The 25393-nt window shown below is 70.0% G+C and carries 20 protein-coding genes; 9 read left to right on the top strand and 11 right to left on the bottom strand.

The window, feature by feature from the left end; all coding sequences use genetic code 11:
* Positions 1 to 13: 13 nt before the first annotated feature.
* A complete protein-coding gene (locus RC1_RS16575; RefSeq protein WP_012568600.1) occupies positions 14 to 499 on the bottom strand; it encodes a YajQ family cyclic di-GMP-binding protein in 486 nt (161 codons plus the stop codon).
* A 399-nt stretch (positions 500 to 898) separates the two neighbouring features.
* Between RC1_RS16575 and RC1_RS16570 the strand changes: the two genes are divergently transcribed.
* Entirely contained in the window at positions 899 to 1348 is a 450-nt protein-coding gene (locus RC1_RS16570) for a hypothetical protein (protein WP_012568599.1), read from the top strand.
* A 69-nt stretch (positions 1349 to 1417) separates the two neighbouring features.
* Here RC1_RS16570 and RC1_RS16565 read toward each other — a convergent pair whose 3' ends face one another.
* The 5 genes from RC1_RS16565 to RC1_RS16545 form a co-directional block, all read right to left on the bottom strand.
* A complete protein-coding gene (locus RC1_RS16565; RefSeq protein WP_184446327.1) occupies positions 1418 to 2767 on the bottom strand; it encodes a hypothetical protein in 1350 nt (449 codons plus the stop codon).
* Positions 2754 to 3332 carry a BON domain-containing protein gene (locus RC1_RS16560; RefSeq protein ID WP_012568597.1) on the bottom strand — a complete coding sequence of 193 codons (579 nt, stop codon included), beginning with the start codon at positions 3330 to 3332 and terminating at the stop codon, positions 2754 to 2756. Before RC1_RS16560 ends, RC1_RS16565 begins: the two co-directional genes overlap by 14 nt.
* Before the next feature lie 160 nt (positions 3333 to 3492).
* Positions 3493 to 4161: an N-acetylmuramoyl-L-alanine amidase family protein gene (locus tag RC1_RS16555; RefSeq protein ID WP_234703789.1), complete on the bottom strand. Its 669-nt coding sequence runs from the start codon at positions 4159 to 4161 to the stop codon at positions 3493 to 3495.
* Between the two features lie 343 nt (positions 4162 to 4504).
* Positions 4505 to 5341, bottom strand: a complete 837-nt coding sequence (locus RC1_RS16550) for a response regulator (protein WP_012568595.1) — start codon at positions 5339 to 5341, stop codon at positions 4505 to 4507.
* Between the two features lie 303 nt (positions 5342 to 5644).
* On the bottom strand, positions 5645 to 6469 hold the full coding sequence (locus tag RC1_RS16545) for a DUF1194 domain-containing protein (protein WP_012568594.1): 825 nt from the start codon (positions 6467 to 6469) through the stop codon (positions 5645 to 5647).
* Positions 6470 to 6701: 232 nt separating this feature from the next.
* Here RC1_RS16545 and RC1_RS16540 point away from each other — a divergent pair, with 232 nt between their 5' ends.
* Positions 6702 to 7259 (top strand): DUF3224 domain-containing protein, encoded by a 558-nt coding sequence (locus RC1_RS16540; RefSeq protein WP_202795549.1) that lies wholly within the window; start codon positions 6702 to 6704, stop codon positions 7257 to 7259.
* A 16-nt stretch (positions 7260 to 7275) separates the two neighbouring features.
* Here the strand turns inward: RC1_RS16540 and RC1_RS16535 are convergent, their stop codons facing one another.
* On the bottom strand, positions 7276 to 8253 hold the full coding sequence (locus RC1_RS16535) for a magnesium transporter CorA family protein (RefSeq protein ID WP_012568592.1): 978 nt from the start codon (positions 8251 to 8253) through the stop codon (positions 7276 to 7278).
* A gap of 192 nt (positions 8254 to 8445) precedes the next feature.
* On the opposite strand from RC1_RS16535, the gene RC1_RS16530 reads away from it, so the two are divergent.
* Positions 8446 to 9252, top strand: a complete 807-nt coding sequence (locus RC1_RS16530) for a PRC-barrel domain-containing protein (RefSeq protein WP_012568591.1) — start codon at positions 8446 to 8448, stop codon at positions 9250 to 9252.
* A 49-nt stretch (positions 9253 to 9301) separates the two neighbouring features.
* On the opposite strand, the gene RC1_RS16525 is transcribed toward RC1_RS16530, so the two are convergent.
* Positions 9302 to 9730, bottom strand: a complete 429-nt coding sequence (locus RC1_RS16525) for a CBS domain-containing protein (protein ID WP_012568590.1) — start codon at positions 9728 to 9730, stop codon at positions 9302 to 9304.
* A 382-nt stretch (positions 9731 to 10112) separates the two neighbouring features.
* Here RC1_RS16525 and RC1_RS16520 point away from each other — a divergent pair, with 382 nt between their 5' ends.
* A complete protein-coding gene (locus tag RC1_RS16520) occupies positions 10113 to 11363 on the top strand; it encodes a DUF445 domain-containing protein (protein WP_012568589.1) in 1251 nt (416 codons plus the stop codon).
* 26 nt (positions 11364 to 11389) lie between these two features.
* Here RC1_RS16520 and panE read toward each other — a convergent pair whose 3' ends face one another.
* From panE to RC1_RS16505, 3 genes are read right to left on the bottom strand one after another with little or no spacing between them, the layout of a single operon-like run.
* Complete coding sequence (panE, locus tag RC1_RS16515) at positions 11390 to 12313, bottom strand: 2-dehydropantoate 2-reductase (RefSeq protein WP_012568588.1); 924 nt, start codon at positions 12311 to 12313, stop codon at positions 11390 to 11392.
* 53 nt (positions 12314 to 12366) lie between these two features.
* Positions 12367 to 13320: a YcjF family protein gene (locus RC1_RS16510; RefSeq protein WP_234703788.1), complete on the bottom strand. Its 954-nt coding sequence runs from the start codon at positions 13318 to 13320 to the stop codon at positions 12367 to 12369.
* A gap of 44 nt (positions 13321 to 13364) precedes the next feature.
* Positions 13365 to 14780, bottom strand: coding sequence for a YcjX family GTP-binding protein (locus RC1_RS16505; RefSeq protein WP_012568586.1), 1416 nt, complete (start codon positions 14778 to 14780; stop codon positions 13365 to 13367).
* Between the two features lie 306 nt (positions 14781 to 15086).
* Between RC1_RS16505 and RC1_RS16500 the strand changes: the two genes are divergently transcribed.
* The 5 genes from RC1_RS16500 to RC1_RS16480 all read left to right on the top strand — a co-directional run bounded on the left by RC1_RS16500 (position 15087) and on the right by RC1_RS16480 (position 25311).
* Positions 15087 to 17909, top strand: coding sequence for an EAL domain-containing protein (locus RC1_RS16500; protein ID WP_148213486.1), 2823 nt, complete (start codon positions 15087 to 15089; stop codon positions 17907 to 17909).
* Between the two features lie 373 nt (positions 17910 to 18282).
* Positions 18283 to 20433 (top strand): DUF1302 domain-containing protein, encoded by a 2151-nt coding sequence (locus tag RC1_RS20390; RefSeq protein ID WP_012568582.1) that lies wholly within the window; start codon positions 18283 to 18285, stop codon positions 20431 to 20433.
* A 46-nt stretch (positions 20434 to 20479) separates the two neighbouring features.
* On the top strand, positions 20480 to 21820 hold the full coding sequence (locus RC1_RS16490; protein ID WP_012568581.1) for a DUF1329 domain-containing protein: 1341 nt from the start codon (positions 20480 to 20482) through the stop codon (positions 21818 to 21820).
* Between the two features lie 68 nt (positions 21821 to 21888).
* Complete coding sequence (locus tag RC1_RS16485) at positions 21889 to 22890, top strand: WD40/YVTN/BNR-like repeat-containing protein (RefSeq protein WP_012568580.1); 1002 nt, start codon at positions 21889 to 21891, stop codon at positions 22888 to 22890.
* 54 nt (positions 22891 to 22944) lie between these two features.
* Positions 22945 to 25311, top strand: coding sequence for an efflux RND transporter permease subunit (locus tag RC1_RS16480; RefSeq protein WP_012568579.1), 2367 nt, complete (start codon positions 22945 to 22947; stop codon positions 25309 to 25311).
* The last annotated feature ends 82 nt before the right edge of the window (positions 25312 to 25393 follow it).

The following is a 25393-nucleotide window of genomic DNA, read 5'->3' as shown; positions in this document are numbered from 1 at the left end:
GATCGACAAAGCGTCAGTCGCGGAAGTTCACGTACTGCAGGGGCTGTTCGATCTTCAGCCCCTTGACCAGCCGGATGCACTCCTGAAGATCGTCGATCTTCTTGCCGGTGATGCGCAGTTCATCGCCCTGGATCGAGGCCTGGACCTTCATTTTGCTGTCCTTGACGGCCTTGACGATCTTCTTGGCGAGGTCCTGGTCGATTCCCTGCCGCACCGTCACCACCTGGCGCAGCGTGCCGCCGGCCGCGTTCTCCTCCCGGCCCCAGTCGAGAGCGCCGGGGTCGAGCTTGCGGCGCACGAAGTAGCCCTTCACCATCTCCTGGAGCTGGGACAGCTTCGTCTTGTCCTCGGTATGGAGGGTGATCTCGTTCTCCTTGCGCTCGATCGTGCTCTTGGAGCCCTTGAAGTCGAAGCGGTTCTGGAGTTCGCGCAGCACGCCGTCGATGGCGTTCTGCACCTCGGCGAGGTCGGTCTTGGAGACGATGTCGAAGGACGGCATGGGGCCTCTGTCGGAACGTCTTGGGATGGCTTGGCGCCTTGGCTCCACGGGTCGCGCGGTTCCGCCCTCCTGTCAAGCGGGTGAAACCGCAGGCGGGTGCGGCCTTGCGGCGGATACGCGCCCTGCTTCGCCTTCGGGAACGCTCGGCAGACGGGCAACGGGAACAGGCAGGAAAAGATGCCGAATCTGCTCCTGTCGGCTGCGACCCGGCGTCACCCTGCCTCCATGCCCCGTTCAACCGCACGGCCTGGGAAAAGGTGCGGCAGGACATCGTCCCCGCGGTCCGGCCGGCTGACGGGATCCGGCCGACGGGATCCGGCTGACGGCAGCGGTTGACGGGACCCGGTCGCTCCCCACCTAAGGGGCGGACGCGAAAGGCGAAAAAGGAGACGAACCGCCATGCCCTTCATGGACCGCGAGAGCTTCATCGCGCTGCTGGACAGCCTGGGCGATCCGGATGACGCCAAGGCCCTGGAAGCGGCGCGGACGGTCCACCGCCGCATGGTCGATGCCGGGGTCGGCTGGGATGCGCTGCTGGTGCCCGCCCCGCGGACGGACGGCGACGCGGAAGACGGGCTCGACCTGGACCTGGATGATGCCGGGGTGGACGATACCGACACGGACGGAGCCGGCGTGGACGGTACGGACACGGGCGCGGGCGACGCCGGGGGACCGGAGGACCGGGATCTGATCGACCGGATGCTGGCGGACTATGTCCTGTCCGATCAGACGCGGCAGGAACTGACCGACCTGCGCAAGGACATCGCCGCCGGGGAGTTCAGCCCGGCCGACAGCCGCTATGTCCGCCAGCTTGCCCGGCGGCTGAAGCCGCGGGCCGGCAGCCGGTAGGGTACAGGCTGCCAGGGCGCAGGAGGGAAGGATGTCGTGCGCGGGGCGGGAAACCCGCCCCGCCGCCGCTCACTCCAGCATGGCGCGCCCGGTCTCGATCTCCACCAGGGCGGCGAGGAAGGGCACGGCCACGTCGCGCCGCGCCTGCCCCTCTCTGTCCGACTGATCGAGTGCCTGCTGGAAGCGCGGACGCCAGCGCTGATCCTTGAACAGCAGCCGGTCCGCACGGGCGCGCTGGATCAGCACCAGCGGGCTCTTGTCGGCTCCCTTCAGCATGCCGTCCAGGCGGGTGGAGACCAGATCGGCCTGCCTGCGGTCCCCGGCCTTGAGCGAAGCCCCGATCAGCTCGACATAGGTCTCCGCCTTCAGCTCCATGTCCGCGATCTGGTCGGCGAAGGTGAGGGTGAGGGTCTTCTCCCCGCGGGCACCGAGCTTGCCCAGCACCTGCGGCACGGTCCAGGGGCTCTCCTCCTGCACCGTGCGCAGCAGCCCGAGCGCGAGGTTGACGTCGCCCAGGTCGCCTGCGGCCACCGCCAGTTCGGGCGGACAGCAGGTGCCCCGGCGCTCCTTGAAGCGCGAGAACTGCTCCTCCACCGTGTTCAGGAACAGCGTGCGGGCGCGCCCCTCGTCGCCCACGCGCAGCAGCGCCTGGGCGACCAGCCCCAGTTCCCAGGCGCAGGCATTGGCGCGGGCATAGTCCGCCGCCTCCTCCGCCACGGCGGTGGCGCGGGTGCCCTCCCCCTGCCAGACCAGCGCCTCGGCGATGTCCGTCAGGTTGTAGATGCGGGTGGAGCAGTCGGCAATGGAGCGGGTGATGCGCAGCGCCAGATCAGGCTCGCCCGTAAGCGCGAGCGCCCGGCCCAGGAAAAGGTCCTGGCTGCCCTCCGCCGGCGGCGCTGACCGGCGCAGGGCCATCACGAAAGGGGCGATGATCGGTTTCACCCGCCCCCTGTCCCCCAGATGCCAATGGGCGACCGCCAGCGACAGCCAGTCCCAGCGCGGACCCGCGATGGGATACTCCAGCGGCGGCATCATCGTTTCGATCCGGTGCAGGAAGCAGCCGGTCGCCTGCGGCTCGGCGCAGACCAGCCCGCGGATGCGGCTCTGGAACGCGACATAGTCGAAGTCGCCGATGAACTGGTTGGTGACGAGCTGCACCGCCAGCGGGCTTTCCGGCAGACGGGTGATGATGTCGGACAGGAGCTTGTCCGCCTCCATCAGGAACTTCGCCTGCTCCTGCGGGTCATAGGTCTGGTCGGCCTTCTGGATGGCCTGCATGGCCTGGACGAACAGACGGTTGGCCTGGGCCGCCGGGTCGGAGTCCGCGAAGGCGGCACCCGGCCAGACGAACGCCACCAGAATCAGCAGGACGCCGCAGAATCCCTGGGCGGGATGCGGTATGCCCCTAGAGAACGACATGATTGACCACCCGCCTGACGCGCGGCACGGCGCGCACATGGGAAAGCACGCGGTCGAGCTCCACCTGCGAGCGGGCCCGGCCCATGACGTAGACGGTGCCGTTCACGGTATCGACCGAGAACATGCCCGAGGAGATGTCGGGATCGAACAGCAGCTTCGACCGGATCCGGGTGCTGATCCAGAGATCGGTCGCCTTGTCGGTCAGGCCGCTCTCGTCGTCGATCTGGATCTCGTTGAGGACCTCGGTCACACCGTCCGCCTGCCAGGCGAGCCGCACCGCGTCCACCCGCTGATCGGGCGTGCGGGCGCGGCCGGTCAGGAGGACGCGGCCGCCGCTGACGGACAGATCGATGCCGCGGCCGGCCTCTCCCTGCTCCTGCCAGCGCCGCTCGATCTCCTTGCGGATGGTGGCGTCGGGCACGGCGGGGGTCTGTGCCGCCGTCGCGGCCGGACGCGGCGCGCCCGCATCGAGCTGGGCGCAGGCAGGCAACAGAAGAAGCGCCGCCAGAAGGGCGCCGCGCAGGCGCCGCCCGGCGCGCGCCTCGCCACGCGCGGTCAGACCCACCGGAGCCGTTCCCCGGACCTGCTGGCACCCATCGCCCATCGCCGTCATCTCCCGCCGGACGCACGACCAACGCGCCTCCGGCTCCAACCAGTTCGTTTGAGGTAGGGCTTCCCGTCCGCCGGGGCCATGCCCGCCCGGTGCGTCGTTACGCGGCAGCACCTCAGGCGAAGGGGGCGGCGTTGACCACCGCCACCAGTTCGCGGGCCAGGACTGCGGCGATCCGCCGGCGCGCCGTGGCGTCGCGCAGCAGCCTCTCGTCCTCCGGGTTGGACAGGAAGCCGGTCTCGACCAGCACCGAAGGCACGTCGGGCGCCTTCAGCACCGCGAAATTGGCGGACCGCATCGGGTTGTCGAGCAGGCGGATGTCGCGCCCCACCCCCTTCACGATGCCCTGCTTGGCCGAGAGCGAGGCGCGGCGGGTGTAGTCGGCGGCGAGATCGACCAGGAAGGCCTGCACGTTGGCGTCGAACTGCTCCTCCGCCACGCCCAGCCGGTCGGCCAGATTCTCCTGCTGCGCCAGCGCCTCGGCGAAGGCGTCGGTCGCCTTCTCCGACAGGGTGTAGGCGGAGAGACCGCGGGCGTTCGGATTGGGGGCACTGTCGGCATGGATGGAGATGAACAGCTCGGCCCGCGCGGTGCGCGCGATCTCCACCCGCTTGCCGAGACTGAGGAAGACATCCGTCTCCCGCGTCAGCACCGCCTCAAGGCCGCGGGCCTTGCGGAGCTGGCGGGCCAGCTCCTTGGCGATGTCGAGGGTGATGTCCTTCTCGTGCGTGCCGCGCACGCCGATGGCGCCGGGATCGTGCCCGCCGTGGCCGGGGTCCAGCACCACGCGCCGGAGAGGACGCGGCGGCTCCGGCTTGCGCGCCGGGACCGTCCTGTCCTGCGCTGCGAACGCGCCCGCTGACCATCCCCCGCCGAGGGTGAGGAGGCACCCGCCGGCAGCGATACGGAACAATGTCCTGCGATCCATGTGCCCGACCCGCGCCCGGATCGGCCCAAGGGTACCGACTGTCCGTACCACTGCCGATCCTGTCTGCTGAGGTATCTTTGGACCGCCGGGAATCGGCGTGCAACAGAAACTTGGCAACTTTTTGCGGGCGCGTCACACTGTGTTCCGGCGTCCACACCGATGCCGCACAATGTCACAGGCAGCCCTTGCCGCCCGGGGCTCAGACGGCCCCCCCGGCGGGGTCGCGGGCGAAGGCCGCCAGGGCAGGAATGCGCGCCTCCCGCGGGGGGGCGAAGACTGCCTGGGTGATCGCCCGCTCGATCTGCTCGCGGGTGAAAGGCTTGCGGATCACGGGGCCGAGATGTTCCAGCCCCCGCCGGGTCAGCTCGTCGCCGAAGGCGGTGACGAAGATGATCGGCAGTTCGCTGCTCTGCCGCAGCCGCTGCGCCGTCGTGATGCCGCTGTCGCCGTGGGCAAGGCGCAGGTCCATGAGCGCGAGCGTCGGCCGGCAGTCGCGGGCCGTGGTGAGGGCCGACTCCATCGTCGCGGCGGTGCCGCAGACCGTATGGCCCATGCCGCGCACCGTCTCGGCCAGATCGAAGGCGATGATGGCGTCATCCTCGACGATCATGATGCTGGCGATCAGGGCTTCGCGCAGGGCCTCCTGTGCATCGGCCATCAGGGCGTGCGCCTGGTCCGGCGCCACGCCCAGCACGGCGGCGGCCTCCTGGAACGACAGTTCCTCCAGGCTGACCAGCAGGAACAGGCGGCGTTCCGCTTCCGGCAGCAGGGCCAGGGCCGCTTCCATCGGGTGGCTGGTCTCCACTGGCTGCGGTCGCGGGCCGGCATCGTCCTGCAACCGGTTCAGCAGCGCGTAGAGGGCGCCGCGGCGGGCTTCGCCTTCCCCGCCCAGGCCGTAGCCGTCGGGATCGTCAAGGACGACGGGCAGTGCCCGGCCGACCAGATCGTCGCCGGCTTCCGGCGACCCCGTGAGGGCGCGGGCATAGCGGCGCAGGAAGGGCACCTGCCGCAGCAGCGCCTCGGAAATTGCATCCATGGGTTTGCGTCCTCGCCCCTCTCCGCCGGACCGGCTCCGGCATCATCGACCAGGGCCATTTTGGGAACTTTATCCGCGGATGCCATTCCACAGACGGGGTCACTCCGAAGGAGGGGCGCGCCGCCGCGTCAGGAAGGGCGGAACCGGGCGGAGCGACCCTTGTCGCGGGCGCTTCCCCGGGGGGGACGGCAGAAACGGAGCCCGGACCCGGAACCGCCCGCCGGGCGGGATGTTGGTGCGGGCACTGGTGCGTTGCCTCCCTGAACCGCCAGAAACTGGTGGGCCGCCACGGTTTCCGGAAGGTCACCGGGCCGCGGCGGCCCCGTTCTGTCCGGCCGCCTCCGGCACCCCGCCGGCAAGCCGGGAACCGGGAGCCGGTCCGGGCGCCTGCGCGATCTCCTTCACCAGCTTGGCCAGGATCGCCTCCCCGAAGGCCGGAAAGTCCTCTGCCACCAGGATGAAGGCACCGGGACCGCCGATGACGTGCGTCTGGTAGTAGCTGTCCAGATCGAGGGGCGGCAGCCCGCCCCACGGGTTGGGACGGCTGTTCAGGATCGGCAGGCCGTTGATGGTGATGCCCGCCGCCACGGCGGCGTCGCGCGCCTCCGCCGGGGGTCGGCCGCGGTTGCTGTAGCCGTCGCCGGAGATGTCGATGACGCGGCGGGTGCCCTCCGCCCCGTTGCCGTCGAACTGGCGGGTGGCGAAGTCCAGTGCGCTGCCGATGGCGGTCCAGAAGGCGGTGGTGACGGGGGCGGCGGTCAGCCGCTCCGCGAAGGCGCGGGCGCTCTCCGGCCCGTCCAGCACGGTCCAGCCGACGACCACCACCTGATAGGTGTCGTCGGCCCATTCCACATAGGTGACGGCGATCCGGCCCAGCGGCCCGGAGCGGATGGCCTCGACCACCTGATCGCTCATCAGCGCGTCGGCATAGCCGCGGCGCTGCAACTCCGCTTCCTGCGCGTCCACGCTGCCGGAGACATCCACCAGCAGCACCAGTTCCAGGTCCACCGGCAGCTCCTGCGCCCGCGACGCCCCGGCGGGGAGCACGGCGACCAGGGTTCCCAGCGCAACCAGCAGCACCGCGGCAAGGACACGGCGGAGGCCCGGTCGGACGCGCGGCACCTGCATGCGGAAGCCTTTCGCTGGCGGGCCGGAGCCCTGGGCCGAAGGGACAAAGCGTGCCGGACCCTGCCGGGCGGTGCAAGGGGCACGGAATCGACGGGGCGGCTCCTCCCCCCTTCCCCCAAGGACGGCGCGTGCTAGGCTGGACGGAAGCGGATCGGGAGGGGGCATGCGGCGGGCAACGGACACGGGAACCCGGGACCGGCCGGGAAGGCGCCCATGGGCGGGCCTGCCGGGCGTGGCGGTCCTGCTCCTGATGCCCGCGCTGACGCCCGTCGGGCTGACGGCGGCGGCACAGGAGGCTCCGCGGACCGGGGCCGCCACGGAGAACAGAGGTGGAGAGGCGGGCATGGACGACGGCACGGACGGACGGGCGACGGTGCGGGCGAGCGGTGGGTTCGAGGTCACCCTCACCCCGCAGGCGACGGGCGAGGCCGGTGGCGGGTCCGGCGAGGGCGCGAAGCTGGGACGCATGATCCTGGACAAGCGGTTCCAGGGCGACCTTGAGGGAACCTCCGAAGGGGAGATGCTGACCGCCATGGCGCCGGTCCAGGGGTCCGCCGCTTATGTCGCGGTGGAACGGTTCAGCGGCACGCTGCATGGCCGCAGCGGCGGTTTCGCCCTGGTCCATCGCGGCGTCATGGACCGCGGGGGACAGTCCCTGTCCATCACCATCGTGCCGGATTCGGGCACGGGAGCACTGACCGGCATCCGCGGCGTCATGGGCATCAGCATCGCCGAGGGCCGGCATTCCTACACCCTGGACTACAGCCTGCCGGATACCCCGGCCCCCTGACCGGGGTGGGCCGGCCCTACAGCCAGCCGCGGCGCTTGAACCAGAGATAGGGCACCACGGCCGAGAGGACCATGAGGACCAGGGCCAGCGGATAGCCGAAGGTCCAGTCCAGTTCCGGCATGTGGTGGAAGTTCATGCCGTAGATGCTGGCGACCAGCGTCGGCGGCAGGAACACGACCGCCGCGACCGAGAAGATCTTCACGATGTTGTTCTGTTCGATCCCGACAAGGCCGAGCAGGGCGTCGAGCTGGAAGCTGATGTTCGACGACAGGAAGGCCGTGTAGTCGGACAGCGACTGGCTGTCCTGGAGCATGGTCTTCAGCCGGCCGCGCAACCCCTTGTCGGACACCACCTCCTTCAGCGCGGCGACGAAGGCCAGCACGCGGGCCAGGGTGACCAGGCTTTCGCGCGCCTTGGCCGTGACGTCGTGGCCGCGGGCGATCCGGCGCAGCAGGTCGGCCTGAAGCTCGGAGGACAGCCGCGCCCGCTCATCCCCCTGGAGCAGGAGATGCTGCGCCACGGTATTGAGGTCGCGCGCCGTCCCCTCCAGCACGTCGGCGATGCGGTCAAGAATGGCTTCCAGCAACTGCACGAAGGCGACAAGCCCGGACTCCAGCCGGATGCCCTGCTTCTGGACCTGGTTGTGGAAGCCGTAGAAGGGCTTGGGGTCGTCGAACCGCAGCGTGATCAGGGTCCGTCCCGTCAGCACGAAGGTGACGTCCATCGTCTCCGGCACCGGCGCATCGGCGCGGCAGAGCACGGTCGCGGTCAGGAACACGCCGCCCGCCTCGCGGTAGACGCGGCTGGACAGCTCGATCGCCCGCATCTCCTCCCGCGTCGGCAGCTCCAGCCCGAAGGCGTCCTGCACCTGCGCCAGTTCCTGCGGCGTGGGGGAGAACAGGTCGATCCAGGCGGCCGACATGAGGGCATCGGCGGCAACGGCGCCCTCCAGCCGTTCGTTCTGGCCCTCGACCATCCGGTAGGCGCGCAGCATCGCGGGCTCCTCCCGTTCCACCAACCCGATCACCAGGGGTGTAGCGCGTCCCCGCCGTCTCGGGAAAGGCCGGAAGGGGCGGGACCGGCATGCGCGACCGGGTCGGCCCGCGGGGAACCGCTCCGCCCCTGTCCGGGTTGCCCTGGGTCAAGGCCCCGGGTGGGCACGGCAGGCGGCCACGGGAGGCATCGGATGATCTGGAACTTCGACACGCTGAAGGGCTACACGCTGCGCGCAGCCGACGGCAGCATCGGCCGGGTCCATGACCTGCTGTTCGAGGACCGCGACTGGACCGTGCGCTATCTGGTGGTGGACACGGGATCGTTCCTGTTCGGCCGGCGGGTGCTGATCGTACCGTCGGTCCTGGGCACGCCCGACGCGGATGCGAAGGAGATCGAGGTCGCCCTGACGGTGGCACAGGTGGAGTCCAGCCCCAGCATCGAGACGGACCGTCCGGTCAACCGCCAGCAGGAGGCGCTGCTGCACCGCTACTACGGCTGGGCGCCCTACTGGACCATCGGCGGTTCCGTCGGCGGTGCGGCGGGGATGGCCGCCGGCCTCGCCCCCGGCCTGGGCATCCCGCCGGCCGGTTCCCTGCCCCCCGCCGCCGGCGGGCCACCGGGAGAGGAGGGCGGCGGGACCACGGCAGAGGCGAACGCAGCCGGGGCGGGCGCCGCGGAAACGACAGGGCCGGACGGGGACCCGCACCTGCGCAGCACCCGCGAACTGGCGGGCTACACCCTGAGCGCGCCGGACGGCGACATCGGCAGCATCGACAGTCTGCTGCTGGACACCGACCGCTGGACGGTGCGCCGGGTGGTGGTGGACACGGGCACCTGGCTGCCCGGCCGCAAGGTGGTGATCGACACCGACTGGATCAGCACCATCGAATGGGCGGAGAACCGGGCGGGCGTCTCGGTTCCGCGGTCCCGCGTCGAGGCCGCCCCCGACTACGATGTCCACCGGCACCAGCCGCTGGAGGGCGGGGGCGGGACATAAGGGGACCCCACCCGTTCCCCCTCGCCCGTCTGCCCCTCGCCGTCTGCCCTCAGCCGTTCGGGGGCGCTTTGGCGATGTCGCCGTGGGTCAGGCCGACCACGTCCTCGTCCCGGCCCCTGGCCGCCACATCGCCGAGGGAGACGACACCGACCAGCCGCTTGTCGCGGTTCAGCACGGGCAGGCGGCGGACGGAGCGTTCGGACATGAGCTGGGCCGCCTCGCTGCTGTCCTGGTCGTCGAAGACGAAGACCAGTTCGTCCGTCATGGCGTCGCGGACGGCGGCGCTGTTCGGGTCCGCCCCCTCCGCCACGCAGCGCACGGTGATGTCGCGGTCGGTGACGGTGCCGACCAGACGATCGTTCTCCCCGACAGGCAGGAACCCGGTATCGGCGTCGCGCATCTTGCGCGCGGCCTCCTTGAGGGTGGTGCCGGGGTTCACCAGCTCCACGTCCTTCGTCATGATGTCCCGGATCTGCATGGCGATCTCCCTGGCTTGCGCGCCCACCGCCGCGGAGGGCTGCGGTTCAACCGGGGCGGTCGGGTGAAGTTCCTGGGAGCGGCGGAGAGCGGGCCGGACAGGACTCCGGGACGGGAAAAAGGAAACCCGGCGGCCACAGCCGCCGGGTCCAGTCCCCGCCGACGGTGGAAAGGGAATAACCCCCGCCCGCGGGATCGCCGTCACAGGACCGGCGTCCCCCGGAAACGGGCGGGGGAGGCAGTCGGTCCCTGTCCGGACGCCGTTCTAGGGGAAAACGCGTTACCCGGGCTTTTCGCTTTGTAACGCCTCGGTAAATCCTGGCCGGTCACCGCCGGGCGGGGGATTAGCGTGGGAAAGGATGCGACCATGACGGGGGCTGCGGATGCGGACCGGGGATGACCAGGCGCTGCGCGAGCGGGAGACGGAACTGGCGCGCTACCGGCTTCTGGCCGGGTCCGCCCTGGGCGTGGCGGCGGCCGGCTGGGTGGCCTCGCATGTCGCCCCGCTGCCGCCGGAGGCGGTGCATCCCCTGCGCGCCGTGGCGGAGGCCGGCATGGTCGGCGGGCTGGCCGACTGGTTCGCCGTGACCGCCCTGTTCCGCCGCCCGCTGGGCCTGCCGATCCCGCACACGGCCCTGGTGCCGAAGAACCGCGACCGCATCGCCGACGGCATCGCCGCCTACATCGACCGCGAGTTCCTGGAGCCCGGCATGCTGGTGGAGCAGCTCCACCGCATGGATCTGGCGGACCGCATCGCCCGGATGCTGCACGACGGGCAGAGCCGCGCCCGCGTCGTGGACGTGGTGGTGCGCCTGCTGCCGGGGCTGGTGCGCGGCGACGGCGAGGCCGCCATCCGCGGCACCCTGACCCGCGCCCTGCAGGAAGCGCTGGGCGGGGTGGACCTGCGCCGTCCGCTGGCCCGGGTGCTGCGTGCCGTGGTCGAGAGCGACGCGCTGGAGGCGCTGCTGACCGAACTGTCCGACCGGCTGGTCGGCATGGTGCAGGACCGACGGAACTGGTTGCAGGAGGCGGTGGAGGCGCGCTCGCGCTGGTGGATTCCCCGCGCCGTGGACCGCCGTGTCGCCGGCAATCTGGCCGACGCCGCGATCGACCACCTGTTCGACCTGCGCAGCCCGCATTCCGACGTGGGCCGCGACCTGCGCCGCTGGCTGCGCGAGCTGCCCGACGAGGTGGAGCGGGGCGGCCCCCTGGGCGAGCGGCTGACCCGCGTCGTCCGGATGGCGCTTCAGGACACCAGCTTCAGCCAGTTGCTGGACAAGGCGGTGGCGACCCTGCGCCGGCTGGTGGTGGACGATCTGGAAGGGCCCGACAGCCGCATCCGCGGCGTGGTCGAGGCCGCCGTCGCCTCGCTCGCCAGCCAGCTCGACGACGCCGAGCTGCGCGGCCGCGTCAACCGCTCGGTGGAGGACGCCTTCGTCGCCGCCATCCCGCGCTGGCGCGAGCGCATCCGCGACTTCATCTCAGACACCCTGCGCGGCCAGGACCTGGACGAGTTCACCCGCCGGATGGAGGTGCGGGTCGGCAAGGATCTCCAGTACATCCGGATCAACGGCACCATCCTGGGCGCCATGATCGGCGGGCTGCTGTACGTGCTGAACGGGCTGCTGGCCTGACGCCCCGCCCCTTCTCCGGCGCCCCCTCAGCCGGCCCGGCGGAGCCGCTCGGACTCGTAGGCGCGCAGATGCAGCAGCGCCAGCGACATCAGCGGCATGGAGAGGCCGTGGCGCTCGCCGCGACGGACCATGTCGCCGATGATGTGCTCCCCCTCCACCCGGTGGCCGCGGACCACGTCGCGCATCATGGAGGCGGTCAGGGCGCTCTCCTTGTCGGTGAGCTGGTCCAGGCTGTCCGTCACCGAGGCGGGCGAGGGCGGATACCCCTCCGCCAGGGCGGTGGCCTGCGCCTCCGCGAACAGGGCGCGCAGAAAGCCTTCCCCGCCGGGCTGGGAGACGATGGCACGGACCGGGGCACGCATCAGGCAGGTCGCCGCCGCCAGCGTCGCCAGGAAGACGAACTTCTCCCACAGGTCCTGCATGATGGCGTCGCTGCGCCGCCACTCCACCGGGGTCGGGCGGAAGGCCTCGGCCAGCCGCCCGACCATGGCGTCCTGCCCGGGCGAGCGGGCACCGAAGGCCAGCCGGTGGACCGGCGAGAGATGGCGGATGGTGCCGTCCGGCTCCAGCGTGATCGGGATGTGGCACATGCCGCCCAGCACCCGCTCCCGGCCGAAGGCGGCGTCCAGCAGGTCGATGTGGTTCAGACCGTTGAGCAGCGGCATCACCAGCGTCCGCGGCTCCAGCGCGGGCCGGATCGCCTCGATGGCGCCGTCCAGGTCGTAGGCCTTGGAGGTCAGCACCACGAGGTCGTAGCCGGGCCGGGCCTTCGTGATGGTCTGCGCCGGCAGGCGGATGTTGCCGGCGGGGCTCTCCACCACCAGCCCGTTCTCGCGGAGCTGGGCCTGCCGCCGGGGCCGGACCAGGAAGGTGACGTCGGCCCCCGCCTCCATCAGGCGTCCGCCGAAATAGCCGCCGGTCGCTCCGGCGCCGAGGAACAGGATGCGCATGGCCTCTCCCCTCATGCGCCCGCCACCGCCGGGCGCCATCCCGACCACCGAGGCTACAGCACTTCCTTAGGCAGGCGCAGCAGCTCCTTGCGGATTTCAGCCAGACGGGGCCGCCGCTCCGGGGCGAAGGGCAGCGGCCGGCAGAGATGCATGGCCGTGAGGCCGATGCGCGCCGTCAGCAGGCCGTTGATGACGCCCTGGCCGATGCGGGCGGACAGGGCCGCCGCCACGGTGCCGCCCAGCGCGTCCACGGCGATGCTGTCGCCGGACTCGGCCACGCCGGCGATGGCGATGTTCTCCGCCATCCGGCGCAGCAGCCGGGCGGAGCCGAACAGGCCGGGCCGGGCGCCGTAGAGGCTGGCGACCTCGCGCACCAGCCTCGCGTTGCGCCAGATCACCAGGGCGGCGTCGAGCAGGGCGGCCGGGCTGAGTGCCGTGCCCAGCGCCACGTCGCGCGAGGCGCGCACCACCAGCCGGTAGGCGGTCTGGTCGATCGGCGTCAGCAGCGTGCGCTCGGCAAGGTCCAGCACCTCGCGGTCGTCATGGGCGTCGGTGACGGCGGTGCGGTAGGCCTCGCGCGCGCGCTCCAGTTCCGGCCGGCCGACATAGAGGGCGAGCACCTGCCGCGCCACCGGCTGCGCCTTGCCATGGCCGGCCTTGGCGCGCAGCGCCGCCGCCCGCTGGCGCAGCCCGTCCACCTTGGCAAGCCGGGAGAAGGCCCGCCATTCGCGGCCGGCCATCATGCCCAGCGCCCCGGCCGCCACCGCGACCAGCCCGCAGAGCACCCCGCCCATCCAGGGCGAGACGGCGAAGGCGCGGATCACCAGATCCGCCGTGTCGATGCCGATGGCGGCGACGACCAGGCCGGCCAGCGAGAAGACCAGGGCGCGGGCGGCGAACCGCCGCGGGTTCGGCGTCGGCGGTGGCAGCAGCTCTCCGGCCAGGGGGGTCGGCGCGTCGCGCTGGTCGAGCGGCGCCGGCATCGCCCGCGCGGGGTCGAACTCCATGGGCGGAACCCAGGGCGTCCGCGTTGTCTCGTCTGTCCGCAAAGTCATGCGAGGCGATCCCCCACGAGGAACTGGAGTGCCTGATCGATCCGGATGTTGGGCAGGCCGCGGCCGTCGCGGCCCAGCCCCTGCGGCGGCAGGAAGGGTAGGAAGTTGAAGCGCCCCTCCCCCGTCGGCCCGACATCGTGATGGCTGGCCGGGATCTCCCCGGGGAAGATCACCGCCTGTTCGGTGCGGCCGGCCGGCACGCCCTGCACGCAGGCGAGCGGCCGTCCACGGTACTCGGTCAGCACGGTCTCGGTACATTTCACCGAGGCGATGGCCATGGTGTCCACCGCGGCGCCTGTATAGCGCACGGAGTTCAGCGAGCCTGCCAGGAAACTCTCCAGCAGCGAGCGCAGGTTGCCGTGCTGGCTGGCGGCGACATGGTCGGCCTTGGTGGCGGCGAACAGGACGCGCTCGATGCGCGAGCCGCCCAGCCAGTTCAGCCAGCCGGTGCGGCCATGGCGGAAGCTCTCCAGCGTCGCCGCGAGCGACTGGTGCAGATCCTCCAGCCCCGGCGCCCCGGCGTTGAGCGCCGAGAGCACGTCCACCAGCACGATCTGCCGGTCCAGACGCCCGAAATGGTCGCGGAAGAAGCGGCGGACGACCTTCTCCTTGTAGCCCTCGAAGCGTTCCGCCATCAGGGCGTAGAGGGAGTCCGCCGGCGCGGCCTCCTGCGGCGGCAGGGGGCAGAAGGTCAGCACCGGGGCCCCCTCCATCTCCCCCGGCTCGACGAAGCGGCCGGGCTGCACGAGGCTGAGCCCGACGCTGCTGGCCCGGCAGGCCTTGAGATAGTCGGTGTAGAGGGCGGCCAGCCGGCGGGCCACGGCCTCGTCCGCGTCGGCCGTGGCATCGACGCCGCGCAGATACTCCCGCCAGCGCCGGGACAGTTCGTCGCGGGGGGGCCGCAGCGACAGGTCCAGCGTCTGCCGCGACCATTCGGCGAAGCCCTGGCCCAGCATCGGCAGGTCCAGCAGCCATTCGCCGGGATAGTCCACGATGTCCAGGTTCAGCGTGGCGATGCCGCCCAGGTTGCGGCGCATCAGCCCGACCGGACGGAACCGCAGGGCGACGCGGATCTCGCTGACGGCCTTGGTGTTCTCCGGCCAGCGCGGGATCTCCGCCGTCAGCTCGGTCAGCCGGCCCTCGAAATCGAATCGGGGCACGGCGGGGTCGGGCTGCGGCTGGAGGCGCGAGGCGATGAAGCGGCCCTGGGACATCACGTCCAGGAAGGGCAGCCGCCCGGCCGTCAGCAGGTTGTGGAGCAGGGAGGTGACGAAGACGGTCTTGCCCGACCGGCGCAGGCCGGTCACGCCCAGCCGCAGATCGCCGCCGGACAGGCGCGCGAAGACCTGCGCCAGCCCGTCCGCCGCGCGCTGGCCCGCTCCCTCGATCTCGCCCAGGATGCCTCGTGCCAAACCACTCCTCCGCTCAGCTCTTCCGCTCTCCTAGCAAACGACCGCGCGGTGCGCGACGGTTACCTGCGCGGGGCCCCTGCGCCGGCACGTCGCCCTGTGCCCTCCGAACCGGTTAACACGATTGTCATGTCCAAACCGGAGATGGCAGTCTAGTCTCAAGGACGCACACGGGGGACGGGTCACAGCACGGTGCGGGCATCGGACGCTTCTTTTCCTGCGCAAACGCAGGACGGCGGTCTTCCGCCGACGCCGGGGGAGGAACCCGCCGGCCCGGTTGCAGGGGAACTGCATCCGGCTCCCCCCCTGATGAAGATCCCGTTGCGCAAGCGGCTGTCCTACAAGCAGGCCCGCAATACCCTGGTCTTCACCCTGGTGCTGGGCCTGTTCCTCAGTTCGGTCCAGATCGCCCTGGACCTGCTGGACATGGAGAAGCAGACGGACCAGCTCGTGAAGCAGGTCCTGTCCACGCTGGAGGAGCCGGCGGCCGAGGCCGCCTATTCCTTCGATCAGGCGCTGGCGGAACGGGTCATCACCGGGCTGTTCGCCTACCGGCCGGTCTACCGCGCGGCGATCTATGAGGATCTGGGCAACGTCCTGGCCTCGAAGGAGCGGCTGCCGACCGAGGGGCGGCTGAAGTGGCTGGCGGAACTGCTGCTGCCGCACGAGAAGTCCTTCGCCATCCCCCTGATCGTCCGCCGGGCGGAGGAGCTGCGGGTGGGCGAGCTGCGGGTCAGCATCGACCGCTACGTCATCGCCGCCGACTTCTTCCGCCGGGCGGAGCTGGTGCTGGCGACCAGCGCGCTGTGGATGCTGGGGCTGGCGACGGCGCTGGCGGTGATGCTCTATCTCAGCATCACCAAGCCCTTCCTGCGGCTGGCGGGCGCCATCGCAGAGGTCGATCCGGCCCAGCCGGCCGGCCGGCCGCTGACGGTGCCGTCGCACCATGCCGACGACGAGCTGGGCCTGCTGGCACGCATCACCAACGACCTGCTGACCCAGTTCGACCGCTCGCTGGTCGAACGCCGGCGGGCGGAGGCCGCCCTGCGCGAGCGCGAGACGCGGCTGTCCGGCATCATGGACAACGTCGCCGACGGCATCATCACGCTGGACGAGGATCTGCGGATCGAGACGATGAACCGGGCGGCGCTGGAGCTGTTCGGCCATGCCGCCGCCGATGTCGTGGGCAAACCCTTCGTCACCCTGATCGACGAGGGAGACTGGACCCGCGTGGCGATGGCGCTGATGGCCTGCCTGCGCCAGAGCGGCGACGGGCGGCGGCGCGAAACCTGGTCGGAGATCCAGGGCCGGACCGGCCGGAACGTGACCTTCAGCATGGCCTTCGGCGTCAGCCAGATGCGGCTGGGCGACCGCCGCACGGCCATCTGCGTGGTGCAGGACATCACCCGCCGCAAGCAGGCGGAGCAGGCCCTGCGCGACAGCGAGGAGCGGCTGAAGCTGGCCGTGCGCGCCACCCGATCGGGCGTGTTCGACGTGGACTACGCCAACGGCATCTTCTGGTGGAGCCCGGAGTTCATCGAGATGCTGGGCTACGAGGGCAGCCCGCCGGGTCAGGCCGACCTGCTGTTCCGCGAGATCCTGCATCCCGACGACCGGCCAGCCGCACTGGCGCAGATCGAACGCTATCTGGCCGGGAAATCCGGCGACTACCACGCCTTCTACCGGCTGCGTCACCGCGACGGCTCCCTGATCTGGATCGAGGCGCGCGGACAGGCGATCCGGGACGACCGGGGCCGCCCCGTGCGGATCACCGGAACCATGACGGACGTCACGGACCGCAAGCGGTTCGAAGAGCAGCTCATGTATGTCAGCACCCATGACCCGCTGACCGGGCTGCCGAACCGCACCCTGTTGCAGGACAGGCTCCAGCATGCCGCCGACCAGGCCGAACGCAAGGGCAACTCGGTCGCGGTGCTGCTGCTGGACCTGGACCGCTTCAAGCTGGTCAATGACAGCCTGGGCCACCAGGTCGGCGACAAGCTGCTGCGCGCCATCTCGCAGCGGCTGGCCAGCTCCGTCCGCCCGGCCGATACCATCGGCCGGCTGGGCGCGGACGAGTTCCTGATCATCGCGGAGGATCTGACGGAACCGCAGATGGCCGCCCGCGTGGCCGAGACGGTGCTGGCCGGCCTGTCCCAGCCCTTCGGCCTGGACGGACAGCAGCTTTTCATCACCTGTTCCATCGGCATCACGCTCTTCCCCGGCGACGCCACCGACATCGGCGCCCTGCTGCGCGATGCGGACACCGCCATGCACACGGCGAAGTCGGCCGGCGGCAACGGCTACCGCTTCTTCACGCCGGAGATGAACGAGGCGGCCGTGGCCCGGCTGTCGCTGGAGCACGCCCTGCGCGAGGCGATCGACCAGGGGCAGTTCGAGCTTCACTACCAGCCCAAGGCCAGCCTGGAGACGATGCAGACGGTGGGCGTGGAGGCGCTGCTGCGCTGGCGCCATCCGGAGATGGGCATGATCCCGCCCTCCACCTTCATCCCGGTGGCGGAGGAGACGGGCATGATCCTGGCCATCGGCGACTGGGTGCTGCGCGCCGCGCTGGAGCAGATCAATCGCTGGGAGCGCGCCGGGCTGGAGCCGCTGCCGGTCGCCGTCAACGTCTCCGTCCGCCAGATCACCTCCAGCCACTTCGCCGACCGCATCCAGTCCCTGCTGGACGAGTACGGCGTGCGGCCCGATCTGCTGGAGCTGGAGATCACAGAGACGGCCATGATGTCCAACATGGCCTTCATCGCCGACGGGCTGGCGGAACTGCGCGGCCGCGGCATCCGCATCGCCGTGGACGATTTCGGCACCGGCTACTCCTCGCTCTCCTATCTCCGCCGGCTGCCGATCACGACGTTGAAGGTGGACCGCTCCTTCGTCAGCGAGGCGCCCAGCAACGCCGATACCGGGGCCATCGCCGCCACCATCATCGCCATGGGCCGGCAGCTCGGCCTGACCGTGGTGGCAGAGGGGATCGAGACGCAGGAGCAGCTCGATTTCCTGCGCCGGCACCGCTGCCACGAGGCACAGGGCTTCCTCATCGGCTTTCCGGTTCCGGCGGCCGAACTGGAAGCCCGCTGCCTGCGGCCGGCGCGCAACCAGGCCGCGAGCTGACCCCCTGCAGCCGACGGGGCCGCGCCCGCCCCGCGGTCTCGCCCCGACTCGGCCCCAGTTCTGGCCCGGTTGCCGGCGGAGCGCCGGGCCGGGCTTCCGGCCGGGCCGGTCCCTTTATGCAACGGAGCCTTGAATCAAGCACTTACGGGGCAGCCGGCTGACATCCACAGTGCGGACAGACTTTTCAAGGACGCTCCGGAACCCTGTCCGGCGGGGCCGGAGCCCTGCATTCCGGGCATAGAGACCTTGACGCAGGCGCACGCCAGCCTTTACTGCTACAGCCTTGAAATTCCCGCAAATCGGGCTGCCTCCGTTCCGGCGCCCCCAACAAACGCGGGCGAAAAAGAGAAACGTGGAGCGAGGAGGAAACGCCATGGCACGCACGATCACGCCCGAAATCCGTCCACATCGTCGCAGGCTCAACCGCCGCATGCTGGCCGGCGCCAGCGCCGCGGCCCTGCTGGCCCCGCTGCTGGCAGCGGGCAGCGCGCAGGCGGTGCAGTTCAACCGCGGCGAGCTGACCGGCAGCTTCGACACGACCCTGACCCTGGGCGCGCTGTTCCGCGTGCAGGACCGCGACGAAAGCATCATCGCGCGGGTCAACGGCGGTACCTTCAACTCGCACAATGGCGACAACGGCAACCTGAACTACGACAAGGGCCTTGTCTCGCTGACCGGCCGTGCCCTGCACGAGCTGAAGCTGAACTACCGGAATCTGGGCGCCTTCGTCCGCGCCACCTACTTCTACGATGTCGTCAACGCCGACAAGGACAGCACGGACTTCGCGCGCACCGGCCGCTTCCCGCTGGACGGCGAGGCGGTGGAGCGGGTCGGGCGCGACTTCAAGCTGCTGGATGCGCTGGTCTACGGCAATTTCAGCCTGGGTGACGATGCCGGCCTTGACGTCCGCCTGGGCAACCAGGTGCTGAGCTGGGGCGAGAGCACCTTCATCGCCAACGGCATCAACACGATCAACCCGATCGACGTCTCCGCCCTGCGCATCCCGGGCTCGGAGCTGAAGGAATCCTTCCTGCCGGTGCCGATCGCCGACGTCTCCCTGAGCCTCGGCCACAATTTCAGCCTGGAAGCCTTCTACCAGTTCAAGTGGGACCAGACGGAGCCGGAAGCCGCCAACAGCTTCTTCAGCACGACGGACTCGGGCTCGCCCGGCGCGCGTTACCTGCTGCTGGGCTTCGGCAACCCGCTGATCCCGGACATCGACCGCTCGGTCGTGAACGCGGCGGCCTCCGTCGGCTCGCGCGTGCCGCGGCTGGAGGACGACCAGCCGAGCGACAGCGGCCAGTTCGGCTTCGCCGCGCGTTACTTCTCGCCGGATCTGGGCAACACCGAGTTCGGCGCCTACTACATCAACTACCATTCCCGCCTGCCGGTGCTGGAGACGATCGTCGGCACGCAGTCCGACTTCTACCGCTTCGCCGCCAACCCGCAGGCCGCCCCCTTCTCCGAGGCCAGCGGCTACCGGCTGGTCTATCCGGAGGACATCCAGCTCTTCGGCCTGAGCCTGAACACGACCCTGCCCGCCGGCATCTCCTTCCAGGCGGAATACTCGTTCCGCAAGGACCAGCCGCTGGCGCTGGACGATGTGGAGCTGTTGCAGTCCACCTTCGCCGCCCCGGCCGTGCTGGGCGCCGCGGCGTCGGGCCAGACGGCCGGGCAGGCCGCGGCGCAGTCGCAGTATCAGGCGGCCGTCAACCGGGTGCTGGCCGTGGCCGCGCCGTCGCTGGTCGGCACCTCCTTCACCAGCCTGCCGGGCGCGGTGCAGGGTCAGGTACAGGCGGCCATCGCGTCGCAGGGCGGCCCCGCCAGCTATGCCGCGGCCCTGCAGGCGGGTGCCCAGGCGGGGGCGCTGGCCGGTGCGCGTCAGGCGGCCGCCCTGTTCAACCAGTACCCGATGATCCAGCGGCTGGGCGGTATCGACCTGAACGACCCCGTGACCAGTGCCAGCCGTTTCTTCGGCAGCACGCTCCAGGGCTACGAGTTCTTCGACATCTCTCAGCTCCAGTTCACGGCGACCAAGGCGTTCGGCCCGATGGTCGGCGCCGACCAGTGGGTGCTGCTGGGCGAGTTCGGCTTCAACTATGTCCATGGCTTCCCGGGGGCGGACGAGTACCGTCTGGACGGGCCGGGCACCGACCGCTCCTACATCCCGGCCTTCGCGGAGTCCGGTGCGGGCGGCGCCGCCCCCGGTCCGGCGGTGGAGGATGGCTTCGCCACCCGGTTCTCCTGGGGCTACCGGATGACGGCGCGCTTCGACTACCTGAATGCGTTCTCGGGCGTGAACCTGTCGCCCTCCATCTCCTGGCAGCACGACGTCAACGGCGTGACGCCGGGTCCGATCGGTAACTTCGTCGAAGGGCGCAAGGCGCTGAGCTTCGGCCTGCGCGCGCTCTATCTGGAGAAGTGGACCGCGGACATCAGCTACTCGACCTTCTTCGGTGCCGGGCAGCGCAACCTGATCCGCGACCGCGACTTCGTCTCGGTCAGTGTCAAGTACTCCTTCTAACGGCCGGAAAGAGCCAGGAAGGACCGAATAAAAAGGAGGAGACTTCATGAATCGCGTTAAGGCCGCGCTGCTCGGCGGTGCGCTGGCCATCACCCTGGCCCTGCCGGCACAGGCGCAGACCGCATCGGACCTCGGCAAGACGCTCACCCCCATGGGGGCGATCAAGGCCGGCAATGCCGACGGCAGCATCCCGGAATGGACGGGCGGCATCACCGCCCCGCCCCCGGGCTACACCCCCGGCAAGCAGCACATCGACCCGTTCGCGGACGACAAGCCCCTGTTCACCATCACCTCGGAGAACATGGACAAGTATGCGGACAAGCTGCCCGACGGCCTGAAGGCCCTGCTCAAGACCTATCCGGATACCTACAGGCTGCCGGTCTACCCGACGCGCCGCAGCGCCTCGGCGCCGCAGTTCATCTATGACGCCACCGTGAAGAATGCCGGGACGGCGAAGCTGGCCCCCGGTGGCAACGGCGTGCTGGAGGCGAAGACCGGCATTCCCTTCCCGATCCCCAAGGAAGGCGTTGAAGCGGTCTGGAATCACCTGCTGCGCTGGCGCGGCCTGAACGTGTTCCGCCAGTACGGCCAGGCGAATCCGCAGGCCAACGGCGCCTATACCATGATCACCCTGACGGAGAAGGTGAAGTACCTGTACTCCCGTCCGGAGGGGGCGGACGGCAACCTGGCCCTGTTCTTCCTTCAGGAAGTGGTGGCGCCGGCCCGGCTGGCAGGCGAGATCCTGCTGGTCCACGACACCATCAACCAGGTGGAAGAACCGCGCTCGGCCTGGACCTACAATCCGGGCCAGCGCCGTGTCCGCCGCGCCCCGAACGTCGCCTACGACAACCCCGGCACGGCGTCGGACGGGCTGCGCACCAACGACCAGCTCGACGTCTTCAACGGGTCGCCCGACCGTTATGAATGGACGCTCGTCGGCCGGAAGGAGATGTACGTGCCGTACAACTCCTACAAGCTGCACAGCGGCGATCTCAGCTATGACCAGATCATCAAGCCGCGCCATATCAACCAGGATCTGACCCGCTACGAACTGCACCGGGTCTGGGTCGTGGACGGCACGGTGCGCCCTGGCACCAGCCATGTCTACGCCAAGCGTCGCTTCTACATCGACGAGGACAGCTGGGTCATCCTGGCGGCCGACAATTATGACGTCCGCGACCAGATCTGGCGTGTGAGCGAAAGCCACGGCATCAACTACTATGATCTGCCGGGCTACAATACGACGCTGGAATGCACCTACGACCTGCCGTCGGGGCGCTACACCTGCAACGGCTTCGACAACCAGGAGCCGCCCTACCGCTTCGACCAGGACTACACGGCGGCGGACTTCGCCCCGGACTCCCTGAGGCGGGCGGGGGTGCGCTGACCCACGCAGCCGACGGGCCGGCCGGGAAACCGGCCGGCCCTTTTCCTTCGTAGGAAGAACAGGGTGCCATGACCCCATTCCGCGCCCCGGCGGCTCTGGCCGCCGCAGCCTTCGCCCTGGGCATCGCCATGCCCTCCCTGGCCCAGCAGGGGCCCGCTGCCGCCGCCCCGCCGCCGGTTCAGGCCGACAGCCTCAAGCCGGCGGCGCTGGCGCCCCTTGCCGTCCGCTCGCTGCTGCTGGACGCCGCGCGTGCCGGCGACCGTCTGGTCGCCGTCGGCCAGCGCGGGCACATCCTGCTGTCCGACGACAACGGCCGGACCTGGCGGCAGATGCCGGTTCCGGTCGATTCCGCCCTGACCGGCGTCTTCTTCGTGGATGCCCGCAACGGCTGGGCCGTCGGGCACGACAGCGTGATCCTGCACACCGGCGACGGCGGCGAAAGCTGGACACTCCAGCACGCGGCGCCGGACTGGGAACTGCCGCTGATGGACGTGCTGTTCGACGACCCGCAGCATGGCATGGCCGTGGGCGCCTACGGCCTGTTCCTGGAGACCGACGACGGCGGCCGGACCTGGACCCGGCGCCGGATCGAGGAGGATGACTACCACCTGAACGCCATCATCGCCCCCACGCCCGACCTGCGGCTGATCGCGGGAGAGTTCGGCATGGCCCATGTCAGCCGGGACCGCGGCCGGACCTGGGAGGCCATGCAGACACCCTATGAGGGGTCCTACTTCGGTGCGCTGGCGGTGGGGCCGGAGACGGTGCTCGTCTTCGGCCTGCAGGGCAACATCTACCGCAGCACGGATGCCGGCGCGACCTGGACCGCGGTGGAGAACCGCTCCACCGCGGGGCTGCTGGGTGGCACCCGGCTGTCGGACGGGCGCGTGGTGCTGGTGGGGATGCAGGGCATCGTGCTGACCAGCACCGACCAGGGCCGCAGCTTCACGCTGGAGCAGCGGCCCGACCGCATCGCCCTGGCCGAGGCCATCGAGGCGCCGGACGGCAGTCTGATCCTGTTCGGCCAGGACGGCGTGCTGATGACCGGCCCGCCCGCGGCGATCCACTGATGCTGCGCCGCCTGCCGCCCCCCTGACGCCCGGTTCCCGGAAAGACGCCTCACCATGTCCACACCGTTCCTCCAGAACCTCGAAGGGCTCGTGTTCCGGAACCGGGCGCTGCTCCTGGTCCTGTTCGCGCTGGCCACCCTCTTCATGGGCTGGAATGCCGCCAAGCTGCGGGTCGATGCCGGCTTCGAGAAGATGCTGCCGATCGACCACCCCTACATGGACACGTTCCTCACCTACCAGCAGGAGTTCGGCGGCGCGAACCGGATCGTCGTCGCCCTGTCGGTGGACGAGGGCGACATCTACACTCCCGACTTCATGGCGCGGCTGAAGAAGGTCACCGACGAGGTGTTCTTCATCCCCGGCGTGGACCGCGCCAGCGTGACCAGTCTGTTCACGCCGAACGTGCGTTTCGTGGAGATCACGGCGGAGGGCTTCTCCGGCGGCAACGTCATCCCGGCGGAGTTCCAGCCGACCGAGGAGTGGATGCCCGTCGTGCGGGAGAACGTGCTGAAGTCGGGCACGGTCGGCCGGCTGGTGGGGGAGAAGTTCGATGCCGCCCTGGTCAGCGCGCAACTGATCGAGCGGGATCCGCGCACCGGCGAGAAGCTGGACTACCAGGCCGTGGCCGACAAGCTGGAGGCCATCCGCGCCCGCCATGCCGACGGGAAGATCGACATCCACATCATCGGCTTCGCCAAGTCGATCGGCGACATCGCCGACGGCGCCTCCAGCGTCGTCACCTTCTTCGTCATCGCCTTCGTCATCACGGCCCTGCTGGTCTACGGCTACGGCCGCTCCTTCATGATGATGGCGGTGATGCTGCTGGTGTCGCTGACCACGGTGGTCTGGCAGTTCGGCATGCTGGTGCTGCTGGGGTTCGGCATCGACCCGCTGTCCATCCTGGTGCCGTTCCTGGTCTTCGCCATCGCCGTCAGCCACGGCGTCCAGAACATCGGCACCATCAGCCAGGAGATGGGCCGCGGTGCCGATGCCTATACGGCAGCCCGCATCAGCTTCGAACGCCTGCTGATCCCCGGTTCCTCGGCGCTGGTGACGGATGCGCTGGGCTTCCTGACCATCGCCATCATCCAGATCCGGATGATCCAGGAACTGGCCGTTTCCGCCTCGGTGGGCATGGTCATCATCATCCTGACCCATCTGTTCATCCTGCCGGTGCTGCTGAGCTACCTGCCGCTGGACGAGCGTTATCGCGCCCGCGTCGCCGGGCAGGTAGACCGTTTCGACCCGCTCTGGCGGCGCATCGCCGTGCTGGCGACGCCCAAGGGGGCGGTGCCCATGGTGCTGGCAGCACTGCTGGTTCTGGGCGGGTCCTTCTACATCCAGAAGGACATGACCATCGGCGATACCGAGGCGGGCGTGCCGGAACTGTGGCCGGACTCCCGCTACAACCGGGACGCCGCCCTGATCGTGGACCGCTTCAGCATCGGCACCGACGTGATCCAGGTGATCGCGGAGGCGCCGGCGAACGGCTGCATCGATTATGGCGTGATCCGCCAGATCGACGATTTCACCTGGCACATGAGCAATGTGCCGGGGGTGCAGTCCGCCTTCTCCCTGTCCACGGTGATGAAGGGGGTCAACACCGGCTGGAACGAGGGAAACCTGAACTGGCAGGTGCTGCCGCGGAACAGCCAGGTCCTGGTACGGACCGTCACCCCGATCGAGACATCGACCGGACTGCTGAATGCCGACTGCTCGGTCATGCCGGTCGTGATCTACACCGTGGATCACCGGGCGGAAACGATCGACCGCATCGTCCAGGCGGTGGAAGGCTATGTGAAGGCGAACCCGTCGGACGAGGTGCGGTTCCGGCTGGCGACGGGCAATGTCGGCGTCATGGCCGCCACCAACGAGGCCGTGCGCGAGGCGGAAAAGCCCATGCTGGGGCTGGTCTACGCCACGGTGGTGCTCTTCTGCCTGATCACCTTCCGCTCGCTGGTCGGCTCACTGGCGACGGTGCTGCCGCTGATCGTCGTGTCGATCCTGTGCAACGCGCTGATGACGGTGCTGGGGATCGGGCTGAAGATCTCCACCCTGCCGGCGGCGGCGCTGGGGGTGGGCATCGGCGTGGATTACGGGCTCTACATCTTCAACCGGCTCCAGGCGTACCTGAAGCACGGGCTGACCTTCGCGGAGGCCTATTTCCGCACCCTGCAGGAGACCGGCAGCTCGGTGCTGTTCACCGGCATCACCCTGGCCGTGGGCACCGCCACCTGGGCCTTCTCCGACCTGAAGTTCCAGGCGGACATGGGCGTGCTGCTGACCTTCATCTTCCTGGCCAACATGGTGGGGGCGGTGATCCTGCTGCCGGCCGTGGCCTCGCTGCTCTACAGCCGCTTCCCGCGACTGTTCGAGAAGGAGGTGGAGCGCGCCTCCAGGCGGACCTTCGCCCAGCATTGACGCACCGCGCGCCCGGGCCATCCACCCGGATGCAGAACGGCCGCGGAGGGGATGCCCTCCGCGGCCGTCGGCATTTCCGGGG

This window comes from Rhodospirillum centenum SW (assembly GCF_000016185.1).
Taxonomy (GTDB): Bacteria; Pseudomonadota; Alphaproteobacteria; order Azospirillales; family Azospirillaceae; genus Rhodocista; species Rhodocista centena.
This window is presented reverse-complemented; position numbering and strand designations above follow the sequence as displayed.

Bases quoted from the DNA above. Each gene is read 5' to 3' on its own strand.
- RC1_RS16545 (WP_012568594.1), bottom strand. From the start codon at position 6,469: ATGCAGGTGCCGCGCGTCCGACCGGGCCTCCGCCGTGTCCTTGCCGCG.
- RC1_RS16510 (WP_234703788.1), bottom strand. From the start codon at position 13,320: ATGGAGTTCGACCCCGCGCGGGCGATGCCGGCGCCGCTCGACCAGCGC.
- RC1_RS16485 (WP_012568580.1), top strand. From the start codon at position 21,889: ATGACCCCATTCCGCGCCCCGGCGGCTCTGGCCGCCGCAGCCTTCGCC.
- RC1_RS16525 (WP_012568590.1), bottom strand. From the start codon at position 9,730: ATGCAGATCCGGGACATCATGACGAAGGACGTGGAGCTGGTGAACCCC.
- RC1_RS16500 (WP_148213486.1), top strand. From the start codon at position 15,087: ATGAAGATCCCGTTGCGCAAGCGGCTGTCCTACAAGCAGGCCCGCAAT.
- panE (WP_012568588.1), bottom strand. From the start codon at position 12,313: ATGCGCATCCTGTTCCTCGGCGCCGGAGCGACCGGCGGCTATTTCGGC.
- RC1_RS16530 (WP_012568591.1), top strand. From the start codon at position 8,446: ATGATCTGGAACTTCGACACGCTGAAGGGCTACACGCTGCGCGCAGCC.
- RC1_RS16575 (WP_012568600.1), bottom strand. From the start codon at position 499: ATGCCGTCCTTCGACATCGTCTCCAAGACCGACCTCGCCGAGGTGCAG.
- RC1_RS16565 (WP_184446327.1), bottom strand. From the start codon at position 2,767: ATGTCGTTCTCTAGGGGCATACCGCATCCCGCCCAGGGATTCTGCGGC.
- RC1_RS16550 (WP_012568595.1), bottom strand. From the start codon at position 5,341: ATGGATGCAATTTCCGAGGCGCTGCTGCGGCAGGTGCCCTTCCTGCGC.
- RC1_RS16535 (WP_012568592.1), bottom strand. From the start codon at position 8,253: ATGCTGCGCGCCTACCGGATGGTCGAGGGCCAGAACGAACGGCTGGAG.
- RC1_RS16570 (WP_012568599.1), top strand. From the start codon at position 899: ATGCCCTTCATGGACCGCGAGAGCTTCATCGCGCTGCTGGACAGCCTG.
- RC1_RS16490 (WP_012568581.1), top strand. From the start codon at position 20,480: ATGAATCGCGTTAAGGCCGCGCTGCTCGGCGGTGCGCTGGCCATCACC.
- RC1_RS16520 (WP_012568589.1), top strand. From the start codon at position 10,113: ATGCGGACCGGGGATGACCAGGCGCTGCGCGAGCGGGAGACGGAACTG.
- RC1_RS20390 (WP_012568582.1), top strand. From the start codon at position 18,283: ATGGCACGCACGATCACGCCCGAAATCCGTCCACATCGTCGCAGGCTC.
- RC1_RS16480 (WP_012568579.1), top strand. From the start codon at position 22,945: ATGTCCACACCGTTCCTCCAGAACCTCGAAGGGCTCGTGTTCCGGAAC.